Annotated in this window: 20 protein-coding genes; 15 read left to right on the forward strand and 5 right to left on the reverse strand. The window is 66.1% G+C overall.

Going from position 1 to position 25,842, the window contains the following annotated elements; genetic code table 11:
• Positions 1 to 3 precede the first annotated feature (3 nt).
• Positions 4 to 825, reverse strand: coding sequence for a class I SAM-dependent methyltransferase (locus G9E11_RS08340; RefSeq protein WP_190604696.1), 822 nt, complete (start codon positions 823 to 825; stop codon positions 4 to 6).
• Between the two features lie 102 nt (positions 826 to 927).
• Between G9E11_RS08340 and G9E11_RS08345 the strand changes: the two genes are divergently transcribed.
• Complete coding sequence (locus G9E11_RS08345) at positions 928 to 1,674, forward strand: phosphoglyceromutase (RefSeq protein ID WP_190604698.1); 747 nt, start codon at positions 928 to 930, stop codon at positions 1,672 to 1,674.
• A gap of 100 nt (positions 1,675 to 1,774) precedes the next feature.
• On the opposite strand, the gene phoU is transcribed toward G9E11_RS08345, so the two are convergent.
• Entirely contained in the window at positions 1,775 to 2,437 is a 663-nt protein-coding gene (gene phoU, locus G9E11_RS08350) for a phosphate signaling complex protein PhoU (protein ID WP_190604700.1), read from the reverse strand.
• Between the two features lie 203 nt (positions 2,438 to 2,640).
• Here phoU and G9E11_RS08355 point away from each other — a divergent pair, with 203 nt between their 5' ends.
• Together G9E11_RS08355 and G9E11_RS08360 are read left to right on the forward strand one after the other, a co-directional pair.
• A complete protein-coding gene (locus G9E11_RS08355) occupies positions 2,641 to 3,912 on the forward strand; it encodes a sensor histidine kinase (protein WP_190605902.1) in 1,272 nt (423 codons plus the stop codon).
• The gene (locus G9E11_RS08360; RefSeq protein WP_190604702.1) at positions 3,909 to 4,589 is read left to right on the forward strand and encodes a response regulator transcription factor; all 681 of its coding nucleotides are present in this window, start codon (positions 3,909 to 3,911) and stop codon (positions 4,587 to 4,589) included. The genes G9E11_RS08355 and G9E11_RS08360 overlap by 4 nt, the downstream gene beginning before the upstream one ends.
• A gap of 147 nt (positions 4,590 to 4,736) precedes the next feature.
• Here G9E11_RS08360 and G9E11_RS08365 read toward each other — a convergent pair whose 3' ends face one another.
• Positions 4,737 to 5,345, reverse strand: a complete 609-nt coding sequence (locus G9E11_RS08365) for a hypothetical protein (RefSeq protein WP_414635179.1) — start codon at positions 5,343 to 5,345, stop codon at positions 4,737 to 4,739.
• Positions 5,346 to 5,670: 325 nt separating this feature from the next.
• Between G9E11_RS08365 and G9E11_RS08370 the strand changes: the two genes are divergently transcribed.
• The 6 genes from G9E11_RS08370 (at position 5,671) to rlmB (ending at position 10,655) form a co-directional block, all read left to right on the forward strand.
• Positions 5,671 to 6,153 carry a CarD family transcriptional regulator gene (locus G9E11_RS08370; RefSeq protein ID WP_003801164.1) on the forward strand — a complete coding sequence of 161 codons (483 nt, stop codon included), beginning with the start codon at positions 5,671 to 5,673 and terminating at the stop codon, positions 6,151 to 6,153.
• Between the two features lie 172 nt (positions 6,154 to 6,325).
• Positions 6,326 to 7,108 (forward strand): 2-C-methyl-D-erythritol 4-phosphate cytidylyltransferase, encoded by a 783-nt coding sequence (gene ispD, locus G9E11_RS08375; protein ID WP_190604704.1) that lies wholly within the window; start codon positions 6,326 to 6,328, stop codon positions 7,106 to 7,108.
• Positions 7,109 to 7,131: 23 nt separating this feature from the next.
• Positions 7,132 to 7,644: a 2-C-methyl-D-erythritol 2,4-cyclodiphosphate synthase gene (gene ispF, locus G9E11_RS08380; protein ID WP_190604706.1), complete on the forward strand. Its 513-nt coding sequence runs from the start codon at positions 7,132 to 7,134 to the stop codon at positions 7,642 to 7,644.
• 100 nt (positions 7,645 to 7,744) lie between these two features.
• Complete coding sequence (locus G9E11_RS08385) at positions 7,745 to 8,071, forward strand: hypothetical protein (RefSeq protein WP_190604708.1); 327 nt, start codon at positions 7,745 to 7,747, stop codon at positions 8,069 to 8,071.
• A gap of 32 nt (positions 8,072 to 8,103) precedes the next feature.
• Positions 8,104 to 9,561: a cysteine--tRNA ligase gene (gene cysS / locus G9E11_RS08390; RefSeq protein WP_190604709.1), complete on the forward strand. Its 1,458-nt coding sequence runs from the start codon at positions 8,104 to 8,106 to the stop codon at positions 9,559 to 9,561.
• Between the two features lie 92 nt (positions 9,562 to 9,653).
• A complete protein-coding gene (gene rlmB / locus G9E11_RS08395) occupies positions 9,654 to 10,655 on the forward strand; it encodes a 23S rRNA (guanosine(2251)-2'-O)-methyltransferase RlmB (RefSeq protein WP_190604711.1) in 1,002 nt (333 codons plus the stop codon).
• A gap of 192 nt (positions 10,656 to 10,847) precedes the next feature.
• On the opposite strand, the gene G9E11_RS08400 is transcribed toward rlmB, so the two are convergent.
• Positions 10,848 to 11,657 (reverse strand): carbon-nitrogen hydrolase family protein, encoded by an 810-nt coding sequence (locus G9E11_RS08400; protein WP_190604713.1) that lies wholly within the window; start codon positions 11,655 to 11,657, stop codon positions 10,848 to 10,850.
• Positions 11,658 to 11,771: 114 nt separating this feature from the next.
• Between G9E11_RS08400 and glgX the strand changes: the two genes are divergently transcribed.
• The 3 genes from glgX to G9E11_RS08415 are packed head-to-tail and all read left to right on the forward strand — an operon-like array spanning position 11,772 to position 14,764.
• On the forward strand, positions 11,772 to 13,892 hold the full coding sequence (gene glgX / locus G9E11_RS08405) for a glycogen debranching protein GlgX (RefSeq protein ID WP_190604715.1): 2,121 nt from the start codon (positions 11,772 to 11,774) through the stop codon (positions 13,890 to 13,892).
• A 17-nt stretch (positions 13,893 to 13,909) separates the two neighbouring features.
• The gene (locus G9E11_RS08410) at positions 13,910 to 14,404 is read left to right on the forward strand and encodes a guanyl-specific ribonuclease (RefSeq protein ID WP_190604717.1); all 495 of its coding nucleotides are present in this window, start codon (positions 13,910 to 13,912) and stop codon (positions 14,402 to 14,404) included.
• A gap of 3 nt (positions 14,405 to 14,407) precedes the next feature.
• Entirely contained in the window at positions 14,408 to 14,764 is a 357-nt protein-coding gene (locus G9E11_RS08415; protein WP_190604719.1) for a barstar family protein, read from the forward strand.
• A 97-nt stretch (positions 14,765 to 14,861) separates the two neighbouring features.
• Here G9E11_RS08415 and glgP read toward each other — a convergent pair whose 3' ends face one another.
• Positions 14,862 to 17,480, reverse strand: coding sequence for an alpha-glucan family phosphorylase (gene glgP, locus G9E11_RS08420; protein ID WP_190604721.1), 2,619 nt, complete (start codon positions 17,478 to 17,480; stop codon positions 14,862 to 14,864).
• Positions 17,481 to 17,611: 131 nt separating this feature from the next.
• Here glgP and G9E11_RS08425 point away from each other — a divergent pair, with 131 nt between their 5' ends.
• From G9E11_RS08425 to G9E11_RS08435, 3 genes are read left to right on the forward strand one after another with little or no spacing between them, the layout of a single operon-like run.
• Positions 17,612 to 19,684: an alpha-1,4-glucan--maltose-1-phosphate maltosyltransferase gene (locus G9E11_RS08425; protein ID WP_190604723.1), complete on the forward strand. Its 2,073-nt coding sequence runs from the start codon at positions 17,612 to 17,614 to the stop codon at positions 19,682 to 19,684.
• A 6-nt stretch (positions 19,685 to 19,690) separates the two neighbouring features.
• A complete protein-coding gene (treS, locus tag G9E11_RS08430) occupies positions 19,691 to 21,487 on the forward strand; it encodes a maltose alpha-D-glucosyltransferase (protein WP_190604725.1) in 1,797 nt (598 codons plus the stop codon).
• Between the two features lies 1 nt (position 21,488).
• Positions 21,489 to 25,403, forward strand: coding sequence for a 1,4-alpha-glucan branching enzyme (locus G9E11_RS08435; protein ID WP_190604727.1), 3,915 nt, complete (start codon positions 21,489 to 21,491; stop codon positions 25,401 to 25,403).
• Positions 25,404 to 25,842 lie beyond the last annotated feature (439 nt).

Consider the following 25,842-nt stretch of genomic DNA (forward strand, 5'->3'; position numbering starts at 1 on the left):
GCCTTAGTCTGGCGCCACAGCTTTCCAGCCGACGGTAAGTTCCCCCAACCGCCAACGCGAGGGGCCATCCTGCACCGGCCACCCTCCGTCGAGCAGCGCCCGGCACATGGCCGTCCACCGTTGCCTGTTCCCAAACGGCGCCAGCGGCGCCGCCTCGAGCCATGCCCGGTCCATCGCCTGCAGCAGCGTGTGGATCCGTTCGCCGGGAACATTGCGGTGGATGAGGGCCTTGGGCAGACGTTCCGCGATCTCGGACGGCAACCCGAAACTCCCGAAGCGCACTGACATGGTGAGGCTCAGTGGCCGCTCAGCATCGAGGGCAATCCAGGCGGAGCGCCGGCCAATCTCGTCGCACGTCCCGTCGATGAACAGGCCATCCGGAGCCAGCCGGCCCTGCACCAGTTCCCAGATGCCGCGGACATCCGCTTCCTCGTACTGCCGCAGCACGTTGAACGCCCGCACAAGCACCGGGTTCCCGGGCACCGGAAGTTCGAATCCGCCGTTGTGGAAACTCAGGCCCGGGCGCTCCAAGGCCTTCGCTGCACGCACGCGTTCCGGTTCAATCTCGATCCCGCAGACGCGCACATCCGGCCGTACCGTCCGGAGCCGTTCAAAGAGTTCGACGGCGGTGGCCGGCGAAGCGCCGTAACCGAGGTCCACCACGAGCGGGTCGGCCGCCCTCCGGAGGCGCCAGGCCTGCGGGCCGGCCAGCCAGCGGTCCAGCCGGCGCATGCGGTTCGGGTTGGTGGTGCCGCGGGTCACGTTTCCCACCGGCCTGCCCCGGCTGCTCCGGTTGGTCACCACCCGCTCTGCTTTCTGCACCACGGCACCAGCTTAACGGGGTACCCTGCGTACGGGATGCGGGCGGTCCTGCCGCGTGATGTAACTCTCGGCACCCACGGGTCCCGCTCGGCTAGGATGAAAATCATGACTTACAAGCTGATTCTGCTGCGCCACGGCCACAGCGAATGGAACGCCAAGAACCTGTTCACCGGCTGGGTGGATGTAGACCTGAACGACCAGGGCCGCGAGGAAGCAGCACGCGGTGGGGAACTGCTGGTTGAGAACAACATTCTCCCGGACATCCTCTACACGTCGCTCCTGAAGCGGGCCATCAACACGGCCAACATCTCTCTGGACAAGGCTGACCGCGGCTGGATCCCCGTCAAGCGCGACTGGCGCCTGAACGAGCGTCACTACGGTGCACTGCAGGGCAAGGACAAGGCCCAGACCCTCGCCGAATTCGGGGAGGACCAGTTCATGCTGTGGCGCCGCTCCTACGACACCCCGCCGCCGCCCCTGGACGACAGCAGCGAGTTCTCCCAGTCCCGCGATCCGCGCTACGCGGACCTCGGTGACGACCTGCCCCGCACCGAGTGCCTCAAGGACGTCCTCATCCGCCTGCTCCCGTACTGGGAATCGGACATCAAGGAAGACCTGAAGGCAGGCAAGACGGTCCTGGTCACCGCCCACGGCAACTCACTGCGCGCTTTGGTCAAGCACCTGGACGGCATCAGCGACGACGCCATCGCCAGCCTGAACATCCCCACCGGCATCCCGCTGGTCTACGACCTGGACGAGAACTTCCAGCCGCTCACCCCCGGCGGCACCTACCTCGACCCCGAGGCAGCCGAGCAGGCCATCCTGGCCGTCGCCAACCAGGGCAAGAAGTAAACTCCGCGGGTTGAGCCTGTCGAAACCAAAACGGACGACGCCGGCCGGTCACCTCAGGTGACCAGCCGGCGTCGTCCGTTTAATGCACTGGAAGTTATCGTTAGCCGTGCTCGATGCTGTTCGGGTGCCAGGCTCCGGTCACGAGGTAGGTGACCTTCTGCGCCACGGACACGCCGTGGTCCGCGAACCGCTCGAAGTAGCGGCTGGCCAGGGCGACGTCCACGGTGGTGGCCGGGGATTCCTGCCAGTCGGGGCGTGCGATCGCCTTGAAGACACTGAGGTGGAGGTCGTTGACTGCGGAGTTGGCCTTGAGGATGTCGCGGGCAACCTCGAGGTCACGGGTCTCCAGCAGCTGGGTGAGCTTGTTTGCGATCTCGATGTCCTGCTCGGCGAAGCTCTTGAATGTCCCGGTCAGGGACTCCGGGATCACCATGGCGGGGAAGCGCAGCCGGGCCAGCTGGGCAATGTGGCGGGCGAGGTCGCCCATGCGCTCCAAGGAGGCGCTCATCCGCAGCGACCCGACGATCATGCGCAGGTCGCTGGCCACGGGGCCCTGCAGGGCGAGGATGTCGATGGCGCGCTCGTCGAGGCTGTTCTGCAGGAAGTCGATCCTGGCGTCCGCGGCGATGACGTCCTGTGCCAGATCGACGTCGGCGCTCTCGAACGACGTCGTAGCCTTGCCGATCGCTTCACTGACCAGCTTTGAAATCTCGATGAGGTCCTCGCCCACGTGGGCCAGCTCCTCCTGAAAAACCTTGCGCACGTAGGCGTCCTTTCCTTGGAAACTCCGCCCCGCCGCGGCGGTCAGAATTTCGTGTCACCGTTCCGGCAGTCCAACCGCACACTCTTCCAGTCTTCGGTGAACTGTTACACACCTCAAGATGAACGTTAGCTGAATCCGCACCGCGTGGGCCGTTTATCGGATATCGGGGGTTCCCGGAAGCATAAGCTGGAGGCGTGGATCCAATGCTCTTAGGTGTCATCGCCGGCCTGCTGGGCCTGTCGTTCGGCGTCTTTGGCGTGCTCGCCTTCCGGGCCAGCGAGAAGCAGCGCGAGCTCGTAGACATTGAGTACGACGAACCGGCGCTGCCCCAGGGGTCCGCGGAAGTCCTCGCCGTCGTCGGGCAGGCGTTTGTGGTGGTGGACGCGATCGACGGCGTCGTCCGGGCAAGCCCGGCGGCCTACGCCTACGGCCTGGTGCGCGGCCACACGGTGGTGCACCGCGAGCTGTTGGAGATGACGGCGAACGTCCGGAGGGACGGCGTGATCCTGGAGAGGCAGCTTGAACTGCCCCGGGGGCCGCTCGGCCAGGGAACCATCATCGTGCAGGTCCGGGCAGCAATGCTGGGTGAGGAATACATTGTCCTGCTGGCCGACGACCGGACGGAGATCACCCGGACCGAGGAGATCCGCAACGACTTCGTGGCCAACGTGTCCCATGAACTGAAGACGCCGGTGGGCGCCATCTCGCTGCTGGCTGAGGCGCTGGAATCTTCCGCGGACGACGAGGACGCCGTCCGCCGCTTCGCCAAACGCATGCACAAGGAGTCGGCCCGCCTCGCCGCGCTGGTGCAGGACATCATTGAGCTGTCACGGCTGCAGGGCGCGAACGTGGCGCAGCAGGGGCACACTGTGGACATCAACGACGTCATCTCCGAAGCCGTCGACCGGTCGCAGCTGCCCGCCGAAAGCAAGAACATCCAGATCGTCATTGGCGGCCGTGCGGAGGCGAAGGTCTACGGTGACCAGGACCTGCTGGTCACGGCGCTGCGGAACCTCATCGACAACGCGATCCGGTACTCGCCGGAGAACACCCGGGTGGGCATCGGTGTGCGGTCCAGGGAAGGACTGGTTTCCGTCTCCGTCACGGACCAGGGCGAGGGCCTGTCACCCGAGGACCAGGAGCGGGTGTTCGAACGTTTCTACCGGGTGGACGCGGCCCGGTCCCGCCACACCGGCGGAACCGGCCTGGGCCTGAGCATCGTCAAACACGTCGTTTCCAACCACGGCGGGGAAGTCACACTCTGGTCCCAGCCCGGCCAGGGCTCCACGTTCACCCTCCGGCTGCCGGAGATGGAAGGGCAGGAAGGCACGTCGGCGCCGGAACCGCGCGCCCGCGCTGCCCAGGAAGTCAGAACGCTGGCCCCCGACTCACCGCAGGGCCGGCACGACCGGCCGCAACAGGCCAACGACCCACGCGACGCCGCCGGCGTCCACGAACGAGGAGCTAACGCTTGAGCAGGATTCTTATTGTCGAGGATGAGGAGTCGTTCAGCGATCCCCTGTCCTATTTACTGGGCAAGGAAGGATTCGAGGTGGAGGTCGTGGACAACGGCCTCGACGCCATCACGGAATTCGACCGCAACGGGGCAGACCTCGTGCTGCTCGACCTGCAGCTGCCGGGACAGTCCGGCACGGAGGTCTGCCGGCAGCTGCGTCAGCGCTCCACCGTCCCGGTCATCATACTGACGGCCAAGGACACCGAGATCGACAAGGTCGTCGGGCTGGAGCTGGGCGCGGACGACTACGTCACCAAGCCCTACTCCTCCCGCGAGCTGGTGGCCCGCGTCCGCGCCGTACTGCGGCGCCAGGGCGAACCGGAGGAACTCATCGCGTCCACCGTCCACGCCGGCCCTGTGCGGATGGACATCGAGCGGCATGTGGTGAGCGTCGACGGCGAGCAGGTGTCGCTGCCGCTGAAGGAGTTTGAACTGCTGGAGATGCTGCTGCGCAACTCCGGCCGCGTGCTGACCCGGGGCCAGCTGATTGATAGGGTCTGGGGCTCCGACTATGTGGGCGACACCAAAACGCTCGACGTCCACGTGAAGCGGCTGCGCAGCAAGATCGAGCCCGACCCGTCCCTGCCGCGGTATCTCGTCACCGTGCGCGGACTGGGCTACAAGTTCGAGCCGTAGAAGCTTGTTTCCAGCCCGGGCGAGGCGCCCGGGCGCGGCACCGGCAACGCGAAGCACCGATAAACACGAAGAAGGAGGGGTTCCCGGCTGGGAACCCCTCCTTCTTGTATTGCTGTTCTAGCAAGCGGCCGTCAGTGGCCTGCGCTGCTAGTGGCTTTCGGTGGGCGTGGCCGAGGCGGTGTCACTCGGCGTTGCAGTCTCGCCCGGGGTTGCGGTCTGGCTAGAAGTGGCAGACCCGCTCGGCGTCGCAGACCCGCTGGGCGTGCTGCCGGGCAGGTAGGTGGCGTATTCCTTCAGCGTGCCGTCCACCACAGGAATCTTCACGGTCTTGTTGACGTTGGTGCCGTTCTCGGTCACCTGGACGTCCACGAGGGACCCGGGTTTACCGCCGGAGGTGCTCAGGATGGCTTTGTCCGCTGATTCGTTCAGCAGGGTGTAGGCGTTCTGCTTGACGGAAACTTCAGTCTGCGCACCTTCGGCTCCCTTGAGGGTGACTTTGACGTCCTTCGACGAGGAGTTGTAGACGGCGCCGATGACGCGGCCCGGCTGGTTCTCGCCCGCGGAAACGATCAGCATGTTTCGCAGCTGCACCGGTCCGACGTCGGCGCGGGTTCCGTCGGAGGCAGCGTACTGGTGAGAGGTCTGCTGGGCGTTGATGTAGCCGCAGCCCGTCAGGGCCAGCAGGCCGGCACTCAGGGCGGCTGCCGCCATTGCCATCTTGCCGCTCTGGCCCCGGTTCATCGCAGTGAAACGCACGTCACGCACTCCTCGAAAAGTCTTGAAACAGTTTTCAGGCATAGCCTATCGGCAAAGAGGACCAAACAAGGATTCGGCCCCTCCACATGACCGGCCCCTCCGCCGCGACTTAAGCCACCCCCGCGACCGCCGGCGGGGACCCGCAGCTACCCGCGCGTAACGCTTGTGGGCCTGCATGCGATGCACTATTGTTCGCATTCGTCAAGGGGTCTGAGCGGTCGATTTCGGCTATTTTCCGCGGATTTACGGGGTTCCTGGACCGTTTCCGTGCCAGTCATATGCCTTAATCGTGATAAACTGGTCTGCGGGAAAGGGGAAAGTCCACATGGTTTTTGAGGTCGGCGAGACAGTAGTTTACCCTCACCACGGTGCAGCAAAAATTGAAGAGATCAAGATGCGCACTGTCAAGGGCGAAGAGAAGATGTATCTCAAGCTCAAGGTGGCTCAGGGTGATCTGACCATTGAAGTTCCAGCAGAGAACGTTGACCTTGTTGGGGTTCGCGACGTAGTGGGCAAAGACGGTTTGGAGCACGTGTTTGACGTGCTCCGTGCCGAGTTCACTGAGGAGCCCACCAACTGGTCGCGTCGTTACAAGGCAAATCTGGAGAAGCTTGCTTCCGGTGACGTTATCAAGGTTGCAGAGGTCGTCCGCGACCTGTGGCGCCGGGATCACGACCGGGGCCTTTCCGCAGGCGAGAAGCGAATGCTGGCCAAGGCCCGGCAGATTCTGATTTCGGAATTGGCCCTGGCTGAAAAGACCGACGAAGAGAAGGCTGCAAGCGTTCTCGACGAGGTCTTGGCTTCCTAACAAGAATTGAACCCCGGTGGCAGAGTGCCGCCGGGGTTTCTTCTTGCCCAAAAACCCCCATCCAGGTAGCACCTGACGGCGTTCCCAGCAGTGAAAACGCCCGCAGCTGCTACTTAGTTGGGAGCAGCTGGGTCATGGAGGGGGAGTGCGGCTGGGACGTAGGCTAGAGCGCATGAACACTGCACCCAAGCGCCCCGTGACCGCCGTGATCCTCGTCGCCGCCGGGTCCGGGCAGAGGCTGGGGTATGGCATGCCCAAGGCCGCCGTGCCGTTGGGCGGTGAACCGATCCTGATGCACGCGCTCCGCGGGATCGTCGCGGCAGGCATTGCCAGCCAGGTGTGCATCGCGCTGCCGGCCGGTGATGAGGAGCTCCGCCGGCTCTGCGAAGACTTCCGGGTGGAGCTGGTCGACGGCGGCCCGCTCCTCACAATGGTCGACGGCGGGGCGTCCCGGGCGGATTCCGTCCGTTCCGCTCTGGCCGCCGTCGAGGACGGCACGGAAGCGGTTCTGGTCCACGACGCCGCCCGTGCCCTTGCACCGGAGCAGGTTTTCCACCGGGTGGCCCAGGCTCTGGCTGCCGGCGCCGATGCAGTGATTCCGGTGATTCCGGTGGTGGACACGGTCAAGACGGTCGCCGCCACCGAGGGGGCCGCCACGGACATCGCACCTGAACTCGTCACCGGAACCGCGCCCCGGGAGGAGCTCCGGGCAGTCCAGACCCCGCAGGGCTTCAAGCTCTCCGTGCTGCGGCAGGCGCACCAAGCGGCCTCGGGCTTCGATGAGCGCCAGGCCGCCGCGGTGACCGACGACGCCATGCTGGTGGAGCTCCTCGGCGTTCCCGTGCACGCCGTCCGGGGAGCCAGCCAGTCCCTGAAAATCACCACACCGCTGGACCTCATCATCGCCGAGGGCCTGCTCGAGGGACCCCTCGGCGCCCGCTGGGTGGAGGGCTGACAAAGCACATGACGGAAGGCGCCATGACCCACAACGCTTCGCGGACCCCGGTACTCCTGCCCCGGACAGGCATCGGCATCGACGTGCACGGCTTCGCCCCGGACAGCGACCCGCAGCCGCTCTGGCTGGGCGGGCTTTTCTGGGAGGGGGAGCGGGGCCTCGCCGGCCATTCCGACGGCGATCCCGTGGCCCACGCCGCCGCCGACGCCCTGTTCTCCGCCTGCGGGATCGGCGATCTGGGCACTCACTTCGGCACAGACCGGCCCGAATTCGCCGGGGCCTCCGGAGTCACACTTCTGGCCGAAGCAGCGCGGATCGTCAGGGCAGCGGGCTTCGAGATCGGCAATATCGCGGTGCAGTTCGTGGGCAACCGGCCCAAGTTCGGCCCGCGCCGGGAAGAGTCCCAGCGCGTCCTCACCGAGGCCGCGGGCGCCCCGGTCAGCGTTACCGCCACCACCAGCGACGGCCTCGGCTTCACCGGCCGCGGCGAAGGCATTTCTGCAGTGGCCACGGCCCTGGTCTACCCGGCGGCGTAGCTGCCCCGACGTAACCGGTCGGCAGGAGGGCTGTCCGCCCCTACAGCCAAATCACCTACGCTGGAATAAGCACCAGTACCGCAATCCCAGGAGACCCGCCGTGAAAAAGCTGCTTCCCGCCGTCGTGATCGCAGCGATGCTTCTGGCCGGCTGTGCCGGCAGCCCCCGCATGAGCGTGGAGGAGAGCTGCAAGTTCCTGCAGGGCGACACGTTCAGGCCCACGGGCAACCAGCAGCAGCAGGCCGACCAGATCGCCAAGCACTACCAGGAGGTCGCCGACAAGGTGGCCCAGGACGTCGCAGACCCCATCCAGAAGATGGCCGACATCATGAAGCAGGTGGCCGGCACCTCGCTGGGAAACAAGAGCTCGGAGCAGACGGCTGAACTCGCCAGGCAGAACAACCGGATCGGTGAAGTCTGCAAGTAAGCCGGGACATTGGCATCGGCTAATCTGGAGCGGTGACCCTGCGCTTTTATGACACTGCATCCGCCGAAGTCCGCGACTTTGTTCCCCTGGTACCGGGCAAGGTAAGCCTGTATTACTGCGGTGCCACGGTGCAGGGCATGCCGCACGTGGGGCACATCCGCTCCGCCATCGCCTTCGACCAGCTCACCCGCTGGCTTGAATACCGCGGCTTCCGCGTCACGGTGGTCCGGAACGTCACCGACATCGACGACAAGATCCTCGCCAAGTCCGAGGCCTCCTTCCACCCGGACTTCGAGCAGGAGCCCGGTGCCGTGCCGGAGGAGGAATGGTGGGCGCTGGCCTACCGCTACGAGCAGGAGTTCCTCAAGGCCTACGACACCCTCGGGGTGTCCCGGCCAACGTACGAGCCGCGGGCAACCGGCCACATCCCGGAGATGCATGCGCTCATCCAGCAGCTGATCGACCGCGGGCACGCGTACCCCGCCCTCGATGGCTCCGGGGACGTCTACTTCGACGTGCGCTCCTGGAACAAGTATGGCGCGCTGACGCGGCAGAAGATTGATGACATGCAGGGTGCCACGGACGCGGACCCGCGCGGCAAGAAGGACCCCCGCGACTTCGCCCTCTGGAAGGGCTACAAGGAGGGGGAGCCGACGACGGCGAGCTGGGTTTCGCCGTGGGGCACCGGCCGTCCGGGCTGGCACCTCGAATGCTCGGCGATGGTCACGAAATACCTTGGCACCGAATTCGACATCCACGGCGGCGGCCTGGACCTGCGCTTCCCGCACCACGAAAACGAGATGGCCCAGTCCCAGGCGGCGGGCCACGGCTTCGCGAACTTCTGGATGCACAACGGCATGGTCACGTACCAGGGCGAGAAAATGTCGAAGTCCGTCGGCAACACCGTCAGCCCGGCCGAGATGCTGGAAATCGCGCCGCCGCGCGTGGTTCGTTACTACCTGGGCCAGGCACAGTACCGCTCGGTTCTGGATTACCAGCCGACGTCGCTGCAGGAGGCCGCGGCCGCCGTGGAACGCATTGACGGTTTCATCAGCCGCGCCCTTCGGAGCACGATGACGCAAGACGGCGCTGCCGGCCTCTTCAGCTACGGCACCGTTCCGGAGGCGTTCGCGGCTGCAATGGATGACGACCTCAATGTCCCGCAGGCCCTCGCGGTTCTGCACGACACGGTCCGGGCCGGAAACTCAGCCCTTACCGACGGCGACCTGGCTGCGACGCGGCAGGCCCTGGCCGGCGTGACCGACATGCTCAGGGTCCTGGGCATCAGCGAAGCCGCGCAGCCCCCCGTCGACGACCAGGCCACCAGTGCGCTCGGGACGCTCATTGAAGCGCAGCTCGCCGCCCGCGCCGAAGCCCGTTCCAAGAAGGACTGGGCCGCCTCCGACGCCATCCGGGACACCCTGGCCGCGGCCGGCGTCCTGGTCGAAGACAACGCCGATGGCGCCACCTGGAGCCTGCAGCGCGGCTAGCCTCCGGGGCTCAGCGCCCGCCCGGTCAACGATTTGAGGCCAGTCAGTAGACTGGAGTCCAGACTTACTCAATACAACCAAGGGTGGAATTCATGGCCAACAAAGGTCGCCCGGGCGCAGTCCGCAAGCTCAAGAAGGGCCCCACCACCGGAACCGGTGGCCACGGCCGCAAGGCTCTCGAAGGCAAGGGGCCAACCCCCAAGGCCGAGGACCGCCCGTACCACAAGGCGCACAAGAACAAGCAGCTCGCGGATCGCTCTGCAGCAAAGCGGCCAGCTGGTGCCGGCGGCGCCCGCAGTGCCGGTGCCCGGTCGGGCCCGAAGGGGCGTGCCACCGAAGAGGTCGTCACCGGCCGCAACTCCGTCGTCGAAGCCCTGCGCGCCGGAATTCCGGCCAAGGCCCTGCACGTCGCCATCCGCATCGAGATGGACGACCGCGTCAAGGAATCGCTGAAGATCGCCGCCGAACGGGGCATCCCGCTGCTGGAGACCGGCAAGCCCGAGCTGGACCGGATGACCGACGACGCCGTGCACCAGGGGCTCGTCCTGCAGATCCCGCCGTACGAGTACCAGGACGCCTACGACCTGGCCGAAGAGACCGTGGAAGGCTGGAAGAAGGGACACATCGCGAATGCGCCCCTCTTCGTCGCCCTGGACGGCATCACCGATCCCCGCAACCTCGGCGCGATCATCCGCTCGGTCTCGGCTTTCAGCGGCCACGGTGTCATCGTCCCTGAGCGCCGCTCCGTGGGCGTCACGGCCGCCGCATGGAAGACCAGCGCCGGCGCGGCGGTCCGCGTTCCCGTGGCCCGCGCCTCCAACCTGAACAACGCCATCAAGCAGTTCAAGGACATGGGCGTCTTCGTGCTGGGGCTCGACGGCGACGGCGACGTCTCGCTGCCGGACCTCACCGTTGCCACCGAACCCGTGTGCATCGTGGTCGGCTCCGAGGGCAAGGGCCTCAGCCGCCTCGTCAGGGAGAACTGCGACCAGATCGTTTCCATCCCGATCGACTCCGCCATGGAATCCCTGAATGCCTCCATGGCCGTCGGCATCTCCCTCTACGAAGTCTCCCGCCAGCGCTCCGCCAAGTAGCTCTTCGCTGGTCGAGCCTGTCGGGACCGCCGTTGTTCGGTGCAGTCCACCGCTATGGGCGCTATAGCGGTTGAGTCACCTTGGGAACTCCTGACGCTTCCTCAGCTTTCGCAGCGAAACGGCAAACCCTTCCTCACAAAGGTGCGGGAGGGTTTGCTCTTTTCCTGCAGGATCTGAGGAAGGGGTTGTCCTCTAGAACTCGCGGCGGTTGGCCAGGACCGGGAGCTTCGCGCGGGCTTCCTTGACCAGATCGGGGTCCAGGTCGGCGAAGATCAGGCCGGGGGCGCCGTCGAGCTCTTCGAGGACCTGCCCGAAAGGCGAGACAACCGCGCTGTGCCCGACGCCCGTGGGCGCCGCGCCCCGTTGTTCGATGCCCTGGGTGGCGGGATCGCCCTGGCCGCAGGCGAGGACGTACGTGGTGGTGTCCACCGCGCGGGCGCGGGCGAGGAGCTGCCACTGGTCGACCTTGCCGGGGCCGGAACCCCAGGACGCGCAGACGATGTTGGCCACGGCTCCGCGATCAGCGTTGGCCGTGAAGAGGGCCGGGAAGCGGATGTCGTAGCAGGTGGCCAAGCCAAAGGTGAGGCCGCCCACGTCGAACGTTACGGGGCCGGTCCCGGCGTCCACGGTGTCCGACTCCAGGAACCCGAAGGCGTCAAAAAGGTGCACCTTGTCGTAGCTGGCGGCCACCCCCGGCCCGGCCACCAGCAGCGTATTGCGGACTTTCGTCTGCCCTGCGGACGGCGATGAACCTGGGGTGAACATTCCGGCAACGATTACTATCCCCAAATCGTCAGCGATCGAGCGGACGCGGCTGGCCCAGGGGCCGTCCAGAGGCTCGGCGATGTCCACCAGTGAATTGCCGAATGCCCGCATCGTCGCCTCAGGGAAAACGACCATCTCGGCGCCCCCGTCCTTGGCGCGGCGGGCATATTCCTCGACCACGGTGAGGTTCCCGGCCACATCCCTGCCGGTGATGATCTGAGCCAATGCAATCTTCACGAAAACCTCCACGTCGGTGCGTCATTACGGCGTTCAGCGTGCCGTCACGTTCCCCGCATGCGTAACATGCCGGAATAGATCAGCTATTTCGATGTGACAGCTAAGCTTTAATTGATGGTAATGCCCCTTTTAGACACAGCCTTGACGGTGGACGACCCCCAGGCCTTTCCCCTCGGGGTCAGCGAAGCGCGCCAAGTTCCGGGCGGGGACGGGGTATCAGGCGACCGTGCAAGAGTTGCGGTCTATGCGCCCGGCATCACCAAGCTGGAGGTGGCTTACCAGGCGCCAGGCCAAAGCTGGCGCCTTCAGACCCTGTCCGGCCTTCCGAACGGCGTCCACCACGGCGTGGTGGACGGGTTCCCCGCGGGATCACGGTACGGCTTCCGCTCGGTTCCCAAGGGTGAAGAGGTTCTGCCGCTTGCGGTTCCCACCATTGACTTCGACGACGACGACGGCAGCCGGCAACCGCTGTTGCTGGACCCTTACGGCCGAGCCGTGGACGAACGCGACGGATTCCTGACCAGCGTCAGGATGTCTTCGGACTTCGACTGGGCCGCTGACGAAAAGCCGAATACACCGTGGCGCAACACCATCGTCTACGAGGCACACATCCGCGGACAGAGCATGCTCCATCCGGACATCCCGGAGGCCCTGCGCGGCACGTACGCCGGCATGGCCCACCCCGCGATGATCGAGCACCTCACCGGTCTTGGCATCACAGCCCTGCAGTTGCTGCCGGTGCATTTCCACCTGGACGAGCCACACCTCCAGAACCTCGGCCTCACCAACTACTGGGGCTACAACACAGCAGCGTTCTTTGCACCGTCCCCCGGGTACGCTACCAAGTCGGCCCAGAAAGCCGGGCCGCAGGCCGTCCAGGACGAGTTCAAGGGAATGGTCAAGCTGCTGCACGCGGCCGGCATCGAGGTCATTCTTGACGTCGTCTACAACCACACCGCCGAAGGCGGGCCCGACGGCCATACCCTGAGCTTCCGGGGCCTCGGCGAGCAGAAGTACTACCGCACAGACGGCAACGGAAAATACGTTGACACCACAGGCTGCGGCAACACGCTTAACTTCGGCGAACCCCGCGTGATCCAGATGGTGCTGGACTCCCTGCGGTACTGGGTGGATGAGTTCCATATCGACGGCTTCCGGTTCGACCTGGCAGTCACGCTCTGCAGGAACGCAGCCAACGAGTTCGATCCCCACCACCCCTTCCTCGTGGCGGTCGCCGCGGATCCGGTGCTCTCCCGCGTCAAACTGATCGCCGAACCGTGGGACGTGGGCTACGGCGGGTGGCAGACCGGCCGGTTCCCCAGCGGCTGGGTGGACTGGAACGACCACTACCGCGACGCCGTGCGCTCCTTCTGGGTGGCGGACCGTGCAGCGCTCGACAACGGAGGCCGGGGCGCGTCCGTGGCCCGGCTGGCCGATGCCCTGTCCGGCTCGGCGAGCCTGTTCGAACCGTCGGGCCGCTCGCGGCTGGCCTCGCTGAACTACATCACCTCGCACGACGGCTTCACAATGACCGACCTCGTGTCCTACGACCGCAAGCACAACGAGGCGAACGGCGAGCAGAACCGGGACGGGCATGGCGACAACCGAAGCTACAACCACGGCTTCGAAGGACGCACCGAGGACGAGGGCATCCTGGCGCGCCGCGACCAGAGCAAGCGCAACCTCATGGCCTCGCTCATGATTTCCCTCGGCGTTCCCATGATTACGGCGGGGGACGAGCTTGGCCGCACCCAGCAGGGCAACAACAACGCGTACTGCCAGGACAATCCCCTCACATGGGTTGACTGGACCAGCACGCCGGAGTCCCATGCCATGTTGCGGAGCACCAAGCGCGTTATCCGGCTCCGCCGGGAGTTCCTGACCGCCCAGCCGCCCGACTACCCGGTCCGCGACGCCCGCTCGTACCTCTACTGGTACGACCAGGGCGGGCAGCCCATGACCATGGAACGGTGGAACGATTCCGGAAACCGGGTGGTTCAGTTGCTGCTCGGCTCCGATGACGGGCACGAAGCCGGGCTCATCGTGGTCAACGGCGGTCCGGAGGACATCGAGGTCACCCTTCCGCAGGTGACCAACGACGACGGCACCGGCAAGCGGGTCTTCGATCTGCGCCTCACCACGTCCGAGCTCCACGACCGGCGCCAGGGCGCCTTGGTCGCTTCCGGCGAGCCTGACGAGGTGCAGGCCTACACCATCAACATTTACCGCACTTAACTTACGGGGAAACGGGCATGCGCAGGCGTTGGACTATCGGAACGCTGCTGCTGGGGCTTGCCGTGGCTGCCCTCGCGGTCTTCAACCTTTTCATCGCACCGGGCGGCACGCCGCCCATTGGGGTCCAGGGAACGACGACGTCGGCACCCGCCGCGCGTCCGACGTCGGCACCCGCCGCAGCGCCGCCGTCGTCGGCCGGCAAGGTCACCGGCGTCCCGAGCGTGTCCGGGCTCTCCACCATCCGGGAGTCCCAGCTGCCGGCGGAAGGCCGGCGGACACTGACGCTGATCCGGCAGGGCGGACCCTACCCGTACCCCCGCGACGGCGTGACATTCGGAAACTTTGAACGCATCCTGCCGCGCAAGGCCGGCGGATATTACAAGGAGTACACGGTGCCGACGCCCGGCGAGTCGGACCGGGGAGCCCGCAGGATCGTGGCAGGACAGGCCGGCGACAAGTACTACACGGCGGACCACTACGTATCGTTCAAGTTCATAGCAGAAGGCAAATAGCCCATGAAGATCTATTCCGGCGACACCTGGACCCTTGAGGAACTCCGGGAGCAGGTGGCCGACGCCGGCCGCCGGAGCCTGCTGGTCCCTGCTGCCGACTCCAAGAAGTCCGTGCTCGCAGCGTTTGGCGAGGCCCTGGATTTTCCGGAACACTTCGGGGTGAACCTCGATGCGCTCAACGACTCACTGCATGACTTCGCCGACGCCATTTCCGACGACGGCGCGAAGCCCCTGACCGTGATCTGGCAGGTCCCCGCAGCCTTCCGCGGCGACCGCTCGTTCGGCGTCATCTGCGAGATCCTCCAAGAAGCAGAGAGCTACGCCGGCAAGGACCTCGCCGTCATCGCGGTGCTGGTTTAACGGCACCGCCGCAGGCGGGTTGTCCGGAAGCGTGCGTCAAAAGCGAGGAACGAGCTAGCACACGGAGGATGACCCGCCTGCGGCGGGCTAGAGGCACTTACGCGTTGACGATCAGCCCCAGCTCGGCCTTGGACGCGAGGGCATCGTGCTTGGGGAGTACCCGCACGGTGTAGCCGAAGGACCCGGAGCGGTCGATGACGATGGACCCGGCGAAGAGGAAACGGCCGTTGCCCAGCTCCTCCTTGGCTTCCAGTTCCACCATTGTCACGTTGGCCAGCTCGTCGCTTTCGGCTGCCTGCCCGTAGGCCACCTCCACCGCCACGTCCTGCGGGGACAGGTTGTGCAGTCCCACATAGGCGTGGACCTGCAGGGTGTCACCGATCTGCGGGTCCTCCGAGACGCCCAGCGAGTCCACGTGCTCCACGTGCAGCTGGGGCCAGGCCGCCCGGACCTTGGCGACCCACGCCGCCAGCGCCTTGGCCTGGGCGTAGGAGCCTGCCACCGCTTCGCGTCCCGAGACCGCCGCGGGCCGGTAGAGGACGTTGACGTAGTCCTGCAGCATCCGCTCGGCCGAGACCGCCGGGCCGAGGTGTGCCAGGGTGTGCTTGATCATGGAAACCCAGTGCGTGGGGATCTTCTCGTGGCCGGACTCGGACGGCCCTGCGGCCCCGGCCGCTTCGGAGACGGTGTTGCCGTAGAACCGCGGCGCCACCTGCGTCTCAAGCAGCTCGTACAGCGCCGCGGCCTCGATGTCGTCCCGCTCATCGGCGGAAGCGCCGTTGTTGGCCGTGGGGATCGCCCAGCCGTTTTCGCCGTCGTACATCTCATCCCACCAGCCGTCCAGGACAGACAGGTTCAGGGATCCGTTGATCGCGGCCTTCATGCCTGAGGTGCCGCAGGCTTCGAGCGGCCGCAGCGGGTTGTTCAGCCACACGTCGCAGCCCGGGAACAGCGTGCGGGCCATGGCGATGTCGTAGTTCGGCAGGAAGACGATGCGGTGACGGACGGCGGGATCGTCGGTGAAGCGGACCAGGTCCTGGATCATCTTCTTGCCGGCGTCGTCCGCGGGATGGGACTTGCCGGCGATGACCAGCTGGATGGGGTGTTCCTTGTGCAGCAGGAGGGCCTTCAGGCGCTCCGGGTCCCGCAGCATGAGGGTCAGCCGCTTGTACGTGGGCACGCGCCGGGCGAACCCGATGGTCAGGACGTCCGGGTCCAGCACCGAGTCCGTCCATGCCAGCTCGGCATCGGCTGCGCCGCGCTTCTTCCACGCAGCGCGCAGCCGGCGCCGCACATCCTCCACGAGGGAAACGCGCATCTCACGCCGGAGCGCCCAGACCTCGGCGTCGGAGACGTTGTACGCGAGGTCCCAGCGGCCCATTACCTCAGCTTCGGGTCCGAACCGCTCCCGGGCGAGTTTCGCGATGCGGGGATCAACCCAGGTTGGCACGTGCACGCCGTTGGTCACGGAGGTGATGGGCACCTCGGAGTGGTCGAATCCCGGCCACAGCGCCGAGAACATGCCGCGGGAGACTTCGCCGTGGAGCTTGGCAACACCGTTGGCCCGCTGTGCGAGGCGCAGGCCCATCACGGCCATGTTGAAGACGAAGGGGTTGCCCTCGCTGAAGTTCTCCCGGCCCAGGTCGAGAATCCGCGACGTGGGCACGTCCGGCGCCAGGCCGGCTTCGAAGAAGTGCTGGATCTGTGCGGCTTCGAAGCGGTCGATTCCGGCCGGAACAGGCGTGTGCGTTGTAAACACCGTGGACGAGCGTCCGGCGGCGAGGGCCTCGTCGAAGGTGAGCGCCTGCTCGCCGGCCATCAGCTCCTGGATCCGTTCGACGCCGAGGAATCCGGCGTGGCCCTCATTCGTGTGGAACACCTCGGGCGCGGGCGTGCCGGTGAGCTTCTGGTAGGCGCGCAGCGCCTTTACCCCGCCCATGCCGAGCAGCAGTTCCTGCTGTAGACGGTGGTCGCCGCCGCCGCCGTACAGGCGGTCAGTGATGCCGCGGGCGGCGTCGTCGTTTCCGGGAACGTCGGAATCCAGCAACAGGAGAGGGACGCGTCCGACGTCGGCACGCCAGATGTGTGCCAGAAGGCACCGGCCGTTAGGCAGAGGCAGTGAGATCTCCAACGGCTTGCCGTTCCCGTCTGCGGCAGGCTCCCGCAGCAGCGTCAGCGGCAGGCCGTCGGGATCGATGACCGGGTAGGTCTCCTGCTGCCACGCATCCCGGGAGAGTGACTGCTTGAAGTAGCCGGCCTGGTAGAGCAGACCGACGCCGATCAGCGGCACGCCGAGGTCGGAGGCGGCCTTGAGGTGGTCGCCGGCGAGGATGCCGAGGCCGCCGGAATACTGCGGCAGGACTTCGGTGATGCCGAATTCCGGGGAGAAGTAGGCGATTGAGGCGGGCGCGTCGCTGCCCAGGCCCTGGTACCAGCGTGGTTCCGTCAGGTACCTGTCCAGGTCCGCTGCTGCCGCCTGCACCCGGGCCACCACGTCCTGGTCTATCGCGAGCCGGTGCATCTCCTCACGGCCCACCAGGCCCAGGAAGCTGACCGGGTCATTGCCGCACTGGGCCCAGACGCGCGGGTTCAAGCTTTCGAAAAGCTCCCGCGTGGGCCGGTGCCAGGACCAGCGGAGGTTGGTCGCCAACCGGGCCAGTGGCCGGATCGGCTCGGGAAGAACGGTACGGACGGTAAATCTGCGGATTGCCTTCACCTGCGCCACACTAACCGACTGGGTGAACGGCAGGAACCGCTTTTGATTACTTTCCGGTAAATGACGAATCGCTTCACTAATTAAGTTCGCAGGCTTAGCAATTCGCCCCATTTCTCGCTAACGTCGAGCCTGTGACGACTAACACGCGAACCAGCGCCCCAGCAAAGCAAACGCCGAAGGTTTCGATCACGGAAGGCCTTCGGTTTGGCCGTTTCCCTATCACGGACGTTCAGCCTGTTGTCGAAGGGGGGAAGTTCCCGGCCAAGGCGCTGCCCGGTGAAGGAATCGTGGTCAGCGCCAGGTCCTTCCGCGAGGGCCACGACCAATTGGGCGTCAGCGCTGTCCTCCTGGACCCGAAGGGCAACGAGCGCCAGCGGGTCAGGCTCCAGCCGCCGCCCGGGGACCGCGGCAAGGGAACCGACCTCTGGGAAGGCCTGCTCACGCCGGAATCCACCGGGAACTGGTCGTTCGTCATCGAGGCCTGGCACGACCGCTACGGCACGTGGCACCACAATGCCGAGGTCAAGGTGGACGCGGGCATCGACGTCGAGCTGATGCTTGCCGAGGGAGCCGCGCTGCTGTCGCAGGCAGCCGAGGAGCCGGACCGGAACGACTCGGACCGCCAGACGCTGCGCTCCGCCGCCACCATCCTCGCGGACACCTCCCTTTCACCGGAGGACCGCCTGGCTGCAGGTTTCAGCCGGGACGTCGCCGGCGTGGTTGAGCGCGAGCCGATCCGTGAGCTTGTCACCGTCTCCGAACCGTTTCCCCTGCTCGTAGAGCGGGACCGCGCAGGCCGCGGCTCCTGGTACGAGTTCTTTCCGCGCTCCGAGGGCGCGGTGCGCGACCCCGGCACCGGCGCCTGGACGTCCGGCAATTTCCGGACCGCCGCGAACCGGCTGGACGCCGTGGCCGGCATGGGCTTTGACGTCATCTACATGCCGCCGATCCACCCGATCGGCGTGCAGCACCGCAAGGGCCCCAACAACACGCTGATCGCCGGCCCGAACGATCCCGGGTCGCCGTGGGCCATCGGCGCCAAGGAAGGCGGGCACGACGCCATCCACCCCGACCTCGGAACGTTCGAGGACTTCGACGCCTTCGTGGCGCGGGCGAAGGAGCTCAACCTGGAAGTGGCACTCGACCTGGCACTCCAGGCCGCCCCGGACCACCCCTGGGTCACCGAGCATCCGGAATGGTTCACCACCCGCGTGGACGGCAGCATCGCGTACGCCGAGAACCCGCCGAAGAAGTACCAGGACATCTTCCCGCTCAACTTCGACAACGACCCCGAGGGCCTGTCCAGGGAAATCCTGCGGATCGTCGAGCTGTGGGTCAGCCACGGCGTGAAGATCTTCCGGGTGGACAACCCGCACACCAAGCCGGTGTGGTTCTGGGAGTGGCTCATCGGCACGGTGAACAAGAAGGACCCCGACGTCGTCTTCCTGGCCGAGGCCTTCACCCGCCCCGCCATGATGCACGCGCTGGGCAGGGCAGGCTTCCAGCAGTCCTACACCTACTTCACGTGGCGCAACACCAAGAAGGAACTCGAAGAGTACTTCCACCACGTGAGCCGTGAGTCGGCGGCCTTCTTCCGGCCCAACTTCTTCGTCAACACGCCGGACATCCTGACCGAGTACCTGCAGTACGGCGGGCCGGCGGCGTTCAAGATCCGTGCTGCCCTTGCAGCAACCGCGAGCCCGCTGTGGGGCGTGTACGCCGGCTACGAACTGTACGAGCACGTGGCCCGGCCCGGTGCCGAGGAGTACATCGACAACGAGAAGTTCGAGTACAAAGCCCGCGACTGGGAAGCAGCCTCCGCCTCCGGCCGGACCCTCGCGCCGTACCTGACCAGGCTCAACGAAATCCGCAAGGCCCACCCCGCGCTGGGCGACCTGCAGAACCTCACCGTGCACCAGAGCACGGACGACGCCACGGTGGTCTACTCGAAGCACAAGACCCTCCCGGACGGCACGAAGGACACCATCATCGTGGTGGCTAACGTGGACCCGCACAGCGCTAGGGAAGGCATGGTCTCGCTGGATCTGTCCGCGCTGGGCCTCGACCCGGCAGACCTCACTCCGAACGGCGGATTCTGGGTGGATGACCTCATCTCCGGTGAGTCTTGGGAATGGGGCGAGTACAACTACGTGCGGCTGGATGCACATGTTGAACCTGCACACATCCTGAGCATCCGGAGGTAGCCGCCAGTGAGTTTCAGTCCGCAGGGCTCCACCCAACACTTCACCCCCAAGAGCACGTTTGAGCTCAATGCACCGGGTTTGCAGCATGATCCGCTGTGGTACCGGAAAGCGGTGTTCTATGAAGTGCTGGTCCGGGGCTTCGCGGACGCCAACGGCGACGGTTCGGGCGACTTCCACGGGTTGATCGAGAAGCTGGACTACCTGCAGTGGCTGGGCGTGGACTGCCTGTGGTTGCCGCCGTTCTTCCAGTCACCCCTGCGGGACGGCGGGTACGACATCTCGGACTACAACTCCGTCCTGGACGAGTTCGGCACCATCAGCGACTTCAAGCGGCTGGTGGCCGAGGCGCATGCACGAGGCGTCCGGGTCATCATCGACCTCCCGCTGAACCACACCTCGGACCAGCACCCCTGGTTCCAGGAGTCCAGGAAGGACCCCGAGGGTCCCTTCGGCGACTTCTACGTGTGGAGCGACACGGACGAGAAATACCAGGACGCGCGAATCATCTTCGTGGACACGGAGGAATCCAACTGGACCTTCGACCCCATCCGGCGGCAGTTCTTCTGGCACCGGTTCTTCAGCCACCAGCCCGACCTGAACTTCGAGAACCCGAAGGTCATCGACGCCGTGTTCGACGTCGTGCGGTTCTGGCTGGACCAGGGGATCGACGGGTTCCGGGCGGACGCCATCCCGTACCTGTTCGAGGAGGAGGGGACGAACTGCGAAAACCTGCCGGCGACGCACGAGTTCCTGCGCAAGCTGCGGAAGATGGTGGACGAGAGCTACCCGGGACGAGTCATCATCGCCGAGGCCAACCAGCCGCCCAACGAGGTGGTGGAGTACTTCGGAACCGAGGAGGAACCGGAATGCCACATGGCCTTCCACTTCCCGATCATGCCGCGGCTCTACTACGCGCTGCGCGACCAGAAGGCCGCCCCCATCATCGAGACCATGCACGACACCCCGGCCATCCCGGAAGGTGCGCAGTGGGGAACATTCCTGCGCAACCACGACGAGCTGACGCTGGAAATGGTCACCGCCGATGAGCGGGCCGCCATGCTCGGCTGGTACGCGCCGGATCCGCGCATGCGGGCCAACATCGGCATCCGGCGCAGGCTGGCACCCCTGCTGGACAACTCCAGGGCGGAAATCGAGCTCATCAACGCCTTGCTGCTGTCCCTGCCGGGCAGCCCGTTCCTGTACTACGGGGACGAGATCGGGATGGGCGACAACATCTGGCTCGAGGACCGTGACGCCGTCCGCACTCCCATGCAGTGGAACCCAGACCGCAACGCCGGCTTCTCCAACGCCGATCCCGGCAAGCTGTACCTCCCCGTGATCCAGTCGCTGGTCTACAACTACGCCATGGCGAACGTGGAGGCCGAGGCCGCCCATTCCGGATCGCTGCTGCGCTGGACCCGGCAGATCCTCAGCGTGCGGAAGAACCATCCGGCGTTCGGCCTCGGGGCGTTCAAGCACGTGGAGGCCGATCACGAGGTGGTGCTGGCCTATCTGCGCGAACTGCCGGAGGGCAACACGGCCGGGGAGCCGGCTGAATCCATCCTGTGTGTCTTCAACCTTTCCCAGCACCCCGTGTCCTCCACCCTGAGGCTTCCGGACTTTTCCGGCCGCGGCCTGCGGGACGTTTTCGGGGGCCAGCCGTTCCCCGGCATCAGCGACGACGGCCATCTGACGCTGACGCTGGGCAGCCACGACTTCTTCTGGCTGCGCGTGCGGGCCGCTGCTTCCAACCCCGCTTCACCCTTTACGCAAGCGATGCCGATACTGTCGATTGAGGGATGAGATGATCCAAACAACACTGACACCCACACTCGAACACCTGCTCCGCGACTGGCTTCCGGGCCAGCGGTGGTTCCCCGTGAAGTCCCCGGACTTCACCCTGGCGCCGGTGGGCGGCCTGGTCCTGGAGGACGCTACCGGCCAGGCCGGCCTGGAGGTGTTCCTCGCCTCCGTTGAGTCCAAAACGGCCGACGGCGTCTCCCGCACCGACGTCGTCCAGATCCCGCTCAGCTACCGCAGCCAGCCGCTGCCGGGGGCCGAACGCGCCCTGATCGGTGAAAGCGACAACCCCGAACTGGGGCACCGCTGGGTCTACGACGCCGTCCACGACCCCGCCTTCATTGCCGCATGGCTGGATCTGATCCGGAGGGAGGAAGCCGTCGGCACCGCCAGCGGCCACCTTTCCGGGGGAGGACAGCCGCTGCCGCAGGCTTCCGGCGCGGTCCGTGTCCTGTCCGGCGAACAGTCCAACACGTCGGTGATAGTGGACGACGGCGACTCCGCGGCCATTGTGAAGTTCTTCCGTGTGCTTTCGGCCGGGCGAAACCCGGAGGTGGAGGTCGGCGCCGCGCTGTCCGCGGCCCGCACCCCGGAGGTCCCCGCCACGCTGGGCTGGGTCACCGGCGAGTGGTACCCGCAGGGGCAACTTCGCGAGGGCGAACCCGCATCGGGCGGCCCTGCCCAGGGCGAACTGGCAGTGGCCCACGAATTCCTGGCCGGCGGCCGGGACGCTTGGCGGCTCGCCGTTGACGCGGCGGCCGGGGGAGTGGACTTCACGGCCGAAGCGCATGCCCTTGGCCATGCAACGGCCACTGTCCACCGCAGGCTCGCCGAAACGCTCGGTGTGTCCGCCGAAGCGGTTCCGGGCGGGGATATTGCCCCCGGAGTAGCCCAGCGCGTGCGCCAGATGTGGGCGGAGGCGGGACCCGTCGTCGGGCCTTACGAAGAAGCGCTGGAAACCCTGCTCAGCCAGCTCGAAGGCACCCCCGTCGGAGCGCTTCAGCGCATCCACGGCGACCTCCACCTCGGCCAGATCCTCCAGGTTCCCGGCGCCGAAGGCGGCCATGACCGGTGGGCCATCCTCGACTTCGAGGGGGAGCCGCTCCGGCCGATCTCGCAGCGCAACTTCCCCGACGCCCCGCTCCGGGACGTGACGGGCATGCTGCGCTCCTTTGACTATGCGGCGGGCGCCGCCGAACGCGAACAGCCGGACGTCCGTGTCCCGGAATCCTGGGTTGACGACTGCACCGAGGCCTTCCTTGCAGGCTACGCGGAAGTAACTCCCGGAACGGTGGACCGTAATTCGCCGCTCTTTGTGGCATTGTGGCTGGATAAGGCGCTCTACGAAGTCGTGTACGAGTTGCGCAACCGGCCGGGCTGGCTGGCCATTCCGGTGAATGCGGCCAGGCGGCTCCTCAGCACTAAAAGCTCCGGCGAACCGGCCGGAGCAGCAGCGGAAGGTAAGAACATGACAGGCTCTGCACACACCGACAGCCCCCACGCACCGTTGCACGTGGACGCGCACACGCTCTCACGCGTTGCGGCCGGTGAACACCACGCGCCACACTCCGTGCTTGGTGCCCATTTGGACGACTACGGTCACGTGACCATCCGCACCGTCAAGCACCTTGCGGAGGCGGTCAACGTGGTGACCCAGGCCGGAACCGTGCCCATGACCCACGAGGCCGAGGGCGTCTGGGTGGCGGTGCTCGAGCCGTTGCAGCACGGCCACGTGCCGGACTACCGCCTCGAGGTGACGTACGAGGGCGCCGCTCCGGTGACCCTGGACGATCCGTACCGCTACCTTCCCACCGTGGGCGAAGTGGACCTGCACTTGATCGGCGAAGGACGCCACGAGAAGCTCTGGAGCGTGCTGGGCGCGCACGTGCAGCACTACAAGTCCTCGATGGGCGACATTGACGGCGTGTCCTTTGCCGTGTGGGCGCCCAACGCCGAAGCGGTCCGGGTCAAGGGCGACTTCAATGCCTGGGACGGGCGGGAAAACTCGCTGCGGTCCCTCGGCTCCTCGGGCGTCTGGGAACTGTTCATCCCGGGTGTCCCGGCCGGCGCCTGCTACAAGTACGAAATCAAAACCAAGGGCGGTTACTGGGTAGAGAAGGCCGACCCGCTGGCCTTCGGCACCGAGGTGCCGCCGCTCACCGCGTCGAGGGTTGTCGAGTCCCACTACCGGTTCCAGGACGCGGACTGGATGAAGGAACGTGCAGCCCGGGATCCGCACAACTCGCCCATGAGCGTCTACGAGGTCCACCTCGGATCCTGGCGCCTGGGCCTGAACTACCGTGAACTTGCCAAGGAACTCGTCGAGTACGTCAAGTGGCTCGGCTTCAGCCATGTCGAGTTCATGCCCGTGGCTGAGCACCCCTTCGGCGGCTCCTGGGGCTACCAGGTCACCTCCTACTACGCGCCCACGTCCCGCTTCGGGCATCCCGATGAGTTCCGGTTCCTGGTGGACTCGCTCCACCAGGCAGGCATCGGGGTGATCCTGGACTGGGTGCCGGCGCACTTCCCGAAGGACAACTGGGCCCTGGCGCAGTTTGACGGGCAGCCGCTCTACGAACATGCTGACCCGAACCTTGGCGAGCACCCGGACTGGGGCACCCTCATCTTCGACTTCGGCCGCACCGAGGTCCGGAACTTCCTCGTGGCCAACGCGCTGTACTGGCTCGAAGAGTTCCACATCGACGGCCTGCGCGTGGACGCGGTCGCGTCCATGCTGTACCTGGACTACTCGCGTGAAGACGGCCAGTGGCAGCCCAACCGCTTCGGCGGCCGGGAAAACCTGGAGGCCATCTCGTTCCTCCAGGAGACCAACGCCACGGTGTACAAAACCCACCCCGGCGCCGTGATGATCGCGGAGGAATCCACCGCCTTCCCCGGCGTCACAGCGCCCACCAGCCAGGGAGGCCTCGGCTTCGGCCTCAAGTGGAACATGGGCTGGATGCACGACTCGCTCAAGTACACCTCCGAAGATCCGGTCAACCGCAAGTGGCACCACGGAACGGTCACGTTCTCCCTGGTGTACGCATTCACCGAGAACTTCCTGCTGCCCATCAGCCACGACGAGGTAGTCCACGGCAAGGGGTCCATGCTCCGCAAGATGCCGGGCGACCGCTGGCAGCAGCTGGCCAACCTCCGCGCCTTCCTCGGCTACCAGTGGGCACACCCGGGCAAGCAGCTGATCTTCATGGGCACGGAATTCGGCCAGGAAGCGGAGTGGTCCGAACAGCACGGCCTTGACTGGTGGCTCGCCGACATCCCGGCGCACAAGGGCATTCAGCTGCTGCTCAAGGAACTGAACGAGCTGTACAAGTCCACGCCGGCACTGTACTCCCGGGACAACGAGCCCGGCGGGTTCCAGTGGATCAACGGGGCCGACGCTGACCGCAACGTCCTGACCTTTGTCCGTTGGGACACCGAGGGCAACCCGCTGGTCTGTGCCGTCAACTTCTCCGGCGGCCCGCACAAGGAGTTCGCCCTGGGCGTGCCCTCGACCGGAGCTTGGACCGAAGTCCTGAACACGGACTCCGAGGACTTCGGCGGATCGGGCGTCCTCAACGGCGGCACGCTGACCGCGGAGGACGAGGGCATCGACGGCCAGCCGGCAACTCTTACGGTTACGCTGCCTCCGCTGGGCGCCGCGTACTTCAAGCCGGCTGAGTCCAGCGTGATCACCTCGGCGGCCGCAGCCAAGGCCAAGGTTACCGAGGCTGAATCAGTCTTTGCCGCGCCCACGGCTGCTGAGACTCGGGCTGCTGAGACTCGGGCCGCTGAGACTCGGGCCGCTGAGACACGGCCTGCCGGGACCCGGGTTGTTGAACCGAACGGTGCCGAGCCGAAGGCTGCTGCACCGAAGGGTGGGACCGGGAAGGCGGCGCTGCCCGGCGGGCCGCTCGCCTGAGTCCCGACGCACCGCTCACCGGAATGCTCGTCTAAGTCCTGGCGGACCGCTGGCCTAAGACCCAGCGGAAGCCGGAGACCCGGATGGTTGTTTCTCTAGGAGGAGGGCCCGGAATCCCGTGGGATTCCGGGCCCTCCTCGGCGTTGCTCCGGCGCAGTTGGCATTCCGCCAAGGTAGTGGTAGAGTTTATTTCCGCGCCGCTCCCCGGAGCGAGTCGGCAAGGTGATCCGGAAGCCAACAGGCTGGGCCGGATGGAAACCGCCGATTTGACTCGGATGAAGCGAGCGGGTAAGTTTGAAAAGTTGCTCCGGAGCGATCCTGAACGTTGGTTTGGGTGGTGCCGGGTGTGTCTGTTGTTTGAGAACTCAATAGTGTGCCAAGTTTGTTGATACCGATTTTTTATTAAATTGGTTGAATTTGCCGGGCCTATCCGCCTCCG

The organism is Arthrobacter ipis (assembly GCF_014694315.1).
Lineage (GTDB): Bacteria > Actinomycetota > Actinomycetes > Actinomycetales > Micrococcaceae > Arthrobacter > Arthrobacter ipis.

Excerpts from the sequence above, each read along its gene's own strand:
- G9E11_RS08345 (WP_190604698.1), top strand. The coding sequence starts at position 928 with ATGACTTACAAGCTGATTCTGCTGCGCCACGGCCACAGCGAATGGAAC.
- G9E11_RS08355 (WP_190605902.1), top strand. The coding sequence starts at position 2,641 with ATGCTCTTAGGTGTCATCGCCGGCCTGCTGGGCCTGTCGTTCGGCGTC.
- G9E11_RS08370 (WP_003801164.1), top strand. The coding sequence starts at position 5,671 with ATGGTTTTTGAGGTCGGCGAGACAGTAGTTTACCCTCACCACGGTGCA.
- ispD (WP_190604704.1), top strand. The coding sequence starts at position 6,326 with ATGAACACTGCACCCAAGCGCCCCGTGACCGCCGTGATCCTCGTCGCC.
- ispF (WP_190604706.1), top strand. The coding sequence starts at position 7,132 with ATGACCCACAACGCTTCGCGGACCCCGGTACTCCTGCCCCGGACAGGC.
- rlmB (WP_190604711.1), top strand. The coding sequence starts at position 9,654 with ATGGCCAACAAAGGTCGCCCGGGCGCAGTCCGCAAGCTCAAGAAGGGC.
- glgX (WP_190604715.1), top strand. The coding sequence starts at position 11,772 with ATGGTAATGCCCCTTTTAGACACAGCCTTGACGGTGGACGACCCCCAG.
- G9E11_RS08410 (WP_190604717.1), top strand. The coding sequence starts at position 13,910 with ATGCGCAGGCGTTGGACTATCGGAACGCTGCTGCTGGGGCTTGCCGTG.
- G9E11_RS08415 (WP_190604719.1), top strand. The coding sequence starts at position 14,408 with ATGAAGATCTATTCCGGCGACACCTGGACCCTTGAGGAACTCCGGGAG.
- G9E11_RS08435 (WP_190604727.1), top strand. The coding sequence starts at position 21,489 with ATGATCCAAACAACACTGACACCCACACTCGAACACCTGCTCCGCGAC.